This is a genomic window from Victivallis sp., from assembly GCF_048170485.1.
Classification (GTDB): Bacteria; Verrucomicrobiota; Lentisphaeria; order Victivallales; family Victivallaceae; genus Victivallis.
In genome coordinates this window covers 1-3,343 of record NZ_DBEXAY010000282.1, presented here as the reverse complement: position 1 = coordinate 3,343, position 3,343 = coordinate 1, and the positions used below count along the sequence as shown (strand labels likewise).

At 57.9% G+C, this 3,343-nt stretch carries 4 protein-coding genes; all 4 read left to right on the top strand.

The annotated features are described in order from the left end of the window. Positions 1-229 precede the first annotated feature (229 nt). The 4 genes from trxA (at position 230) to ACMLHG_RS14545 (ending at position 3,097) form a co-directional block, all read left to right on the top strand. Positions 230-544 carry a thioredoxin gene (gene trxA / locus ACMLHG_RS14560; protein WP_294436686.1) on the top strand — a complete coding sequence of 105 codons (315 nt, stop codon included), beginning with the start codon at positions 230-232 and terminating at the stop codon, positions 542-544. Positions 545-612: 68 nt separating this feature from the next. Then, positions 613-984: a 6-carboxytetrahydropterin synthase QueD gene (gene queD / locus ACMLHG_RS14555; RefSeq protein WP_417170962.1), complete on the top strand. Its 372-nt coding sequence runs from the start codon at positions 613-615 to the stop codon at positions 982-984. A 3-nt stretch (positions 985-987) separates the two neighbouring features. Next, complete coding sequence (locus tag ACMLHG_RS14550) at positions 988-1,629, top strand: radical SAM protein (RefSeq protein WP_417170961.1); 642 nt, start codon at positions 988-990, stop codon at positions 1,627-1,629. 133 nt (positions 1,630-1,762) lie between these two features. After that, positions 1,763-3,097 carry a mechanosensitive ion channel family protein gene (locus ACMLHG_RS14545; protein WP_417170960.1) on the top strand — a complete coding sequence of 445 codons (1,335 nt, stop codon included), beginning with the start codon at positions 1,763-1,765 and terminating at the stop codon, positions 3,095-3,097. The last annotated feature ends 246 nt before the right edge of the window (positions 3,098-3,343 follow it).

The window sequence follows — 3,343 nt, the reverse complement described above, 5'->3', positions numbered from 1 at the left end:
TTGAAGAGAATATCAAGATTGCAGTCGCAAATGCAATTCTTTTTTTGTTGCATGACATTTATTCCCAACAAAACGTAAAAATCCGGCAATGCTCCTTCCTGTCGTTTGTTGAATCCCGCGGGATAATTTTCGGAATCGGCTTTCATTTTTGCCGAATCATGCTATATTTATTTCGAAAAGAGTGCCGTCCGGGGAGGGCGGCCGCGCAATTGTGAAGGAGGATACAAGTATGGCGACGATCAAAGATCTCAACGCGGCGAATTTCGAGGAAACGATCGGTTCCGGCACCGTGCTGGTCGATTTCTGGGCTCCGTGGTGCAATCCCTGCCGGATGCTCGGGACCATTCTCGAACAGGTCGCGAAGGAAGCCGCCGACGATGTCGTCATCGGCAAGGTCAATATCGATGACAACAAGGAACTTGCCGCGAAGTTTGAAGTGGTCAACATTCCGCGGATGTTCCTGTACAAGGACGGCAAAATCGTTCAGGAGTTCAACGGCGTTCAGAGCAAGCCCAAACTGCTCGATGCGCTGAAGAATGCGTAACCAGGTTTTAAAACCCGATTCCGCCCGGGGCCGGCGCTCCGGGCGTTTTATCTTTATGAGGTGAATTCATGTTCGAAATCGAAATCGAACGCTGTTTTTCCGCCGCACATCAGCTGCGCGGCTACAACGGGAACTGCAGCAATCTGCACGGTCACAACTACCGGGTCACCGTCACGGTCCGTTCGAATGAACTTGACCGGATCGGCATCGCGCTGGATTTCCGCAAGCTCAAGCAGGCGCTCGATTCCCTGCTCGAAGAGTACGATCACCGCAACCTCTCTGAACTTCCGGAGTTTCAGGAGATCAATCCCACCAGCGAAGTGCTCGCCCGCACCATCTACCGCCGGATGGGCGAGAAGATGAACGAGGGCCCGATCCGGGTCTGGAAGGTGCGCGTCGGCGAGTCCGACAGCTCCGCCGTCACCTACTTCGAGGATTGAACCGTGCGGCTGGTCGAAGCATTTGCCAGCATTCAGGGGGAGTCCACGCATGCGGGCCGCCCCTGTTTCTTTCTGCGCCTTGCGGGGTGCAATCTGCGCTGTTCCTACTGCGACACCGGCTATGCGCAGTCGGCGGAGGCGGGGCGCCCCTCTGAGATTCCGGAACTGGTCGAACTGGTCCGGAACTCCGGATTGAAGCTGGTCGAAATCACCGGCGGCGAACCGCTGCTCACGCCGGAAACCCCCGCACTCTGCCGGGCGCTTCTGGATGCCGGCTGTGAAGTGCTGATCGAAACCAACGGATCGCTCTCCATCGCGCTTCTGCCAGCGGAAGCGTGCCGGATTCTCGACTGCAAACTGCCCGGTTCCGGCATGGCGGAGGCCAATGACTACGGGAATTATGCATGGCTCACGCCGCGCGACGAAGTGAAGTTCGTCGTCTCGTCGCGGGAGGATTTCGAGTTTGCGTGCGATGTGATCCGGCGGTACGATTTGGCGGCGAAGACGCCGAATCTGCTTTTCAGCCCGGTCTGGGGGCGCGTCGAATTTGCCGACCTTGCCGCGTGGGTGGTCGAATCGCGTCTGCCGGTCCGGATGCAGCTGCAGATGCACAAGTTGATCTGGGGGGACCGCCCCGGAGTCTGAAGTGACGCCCGGCAAAAAGGCGCGGGGGAAGATTCCCGGCGGATTTTTCTTTCCGGGGTTGACGAAGGCGGTTTCCCGGGATACGTTATCGAGGATCAATGGTTTCACACCACAAGGGAGGAGTGGGTTTTTCATGCGTCGTTTTCTGCTGCTGCTGGTTTCACTGTTTGCAATTTCCGGAACTTCGTTCGCGGCTTCGGAATCACTTCCGGATGGGAAAATCGTCATCGTAGTCAAGGATTTCGACATTGTGCGGGGCGCGACATCCACTCCGGCAGCTCCGCCCGCCGCTCCGAAAAAATTCTCTCTTATGAGCCCGCGGGACTGGTACGAAGGGGTAGCCGACTGGTGTGCCCGTGTCGGAGAGTGGTTTCAGGACAGGGCAGGGGATCTGCTGGTCTTCGTGATCGGCTCTGCGGTGACATTCGGGATCATCTTTCTGCTCAGTTTCGTCATCCGCCGTTTTTTCCTGCAGAAACTGGAGGAGGTGCTGCATGTAAGTTTTCAGCGGCGGCTCTATGAGGCGTTTCACTGGCCGGTCGCCTGCTTCCTCTGCTGTCTCGGGGTGTTCATCAGTGCGCAGCCGCTGTTGAAGTCGATGCCGGGAATCTATTCGCTGATCTGGCTGCGGCTTCTGCTGGCATCGCTGGCGGTGAGCACGGTCTGGGGGTTGTTCCGGCTGATCGGGTTGCTCGACCATTTCTTTCAGCGCCGGGCGGAACGGACTCCCGGCCGCCGGATGGATTCGCTGTTGATCGATCTGATCCGCAAAACGGTCAAAGTGGTGGTGATTCTGATCGCCGCGCTTTTCATTCTGCAGAACATCCTCAACTTGAACATCACTTCTCTGCTGGCCGGTGCGGGAGTGGTCGGGCTGGCGATTGCATTTGCCGCGCAGGAGACGATCGCCAACGTGTTCGGTTCGATCATGATTGTGCTTGACCGGCCGTTTTCCATCGGCGACCGGGTGCGGATCGGCGGCGTGGACGGCATGGTGGAGGCGGTGGGGCTGCGCAGTACGCAGATTCGATCTCTGGATGGTTTTCTCTTCTGCGTGCCGAACCGGCAGGTGGCGGATGGAACCATTGAGAACATCGCCATGCGGCCGACGATCAAATGTCCGTTTTCGATCGGACTCACCTACGACACGACGCCGGAAAAGATGGAGGAGGCGTGCCGGATTCTGCATGAGATTCTCGACGGACACCCCGGTTTCAATATGGAAACCCAGCCGCCGATCATCTATTTTACCGACTACAAGGACTGGTCGTTGAACATCAGTGTGATCGTCTGGTTTCAGACGCTGGATTACCTGCAGTTTCTGCGCTGGAAGCATGAGATCAATTTGGAGATTCTCCGGAGATTCAATGCGGCCGGCCTGAACTTCGCCTTCCCGACCAGCACGACGTTTGTTGCGGGCGACCGGAATTATCCGCTGGAGCTGGCTTCCAACGAGCGCCGTTCCTGAGCCGCATATTCCCCGGCGCCCATCGTCGCGAGAGGAATTACCGTAGTGTCCCGGTCTTCTCGCGGGCCCAAGCGCGGTCAGCGCCGCGAGCGCATGTGAGAGGACTGCTTTGCGTTCCGCAAAGCAACAAGGAGCGATTGCGACGCAGTCGAACGGAGTCGAGCGGAGCCGCTCCGGCGATTGAGGAGTTGGCGGGCGAAGCCCGACAAGTAAGGCCCGCGAGGGCCGCATGCGGATTCGTATCAA

Bases quoted from the DNA above. Each gene is read 5' to 3' on its own strand.
- trxA (WP_294436686.1), top strand. From the start codon at position 230: ATGGCGACGATCAAAGATCTCAACGCGGCGAATTTCGAGGAAACGATC.
- queD (WP_417170962.1), top strand. From the start codon at position 613: ATGTTCGAAATCGAAATCGAACGCTGTTTTTCCGCCGCACATCAGCTG.
- ACMLHG_RS14545 (WP_417170960.1), top strand. From the start codon at position 1,763: ATGCGTCGTTTTCTGCTGCTGCTGGTTTCACTGTTTGCAATTTCCGGA.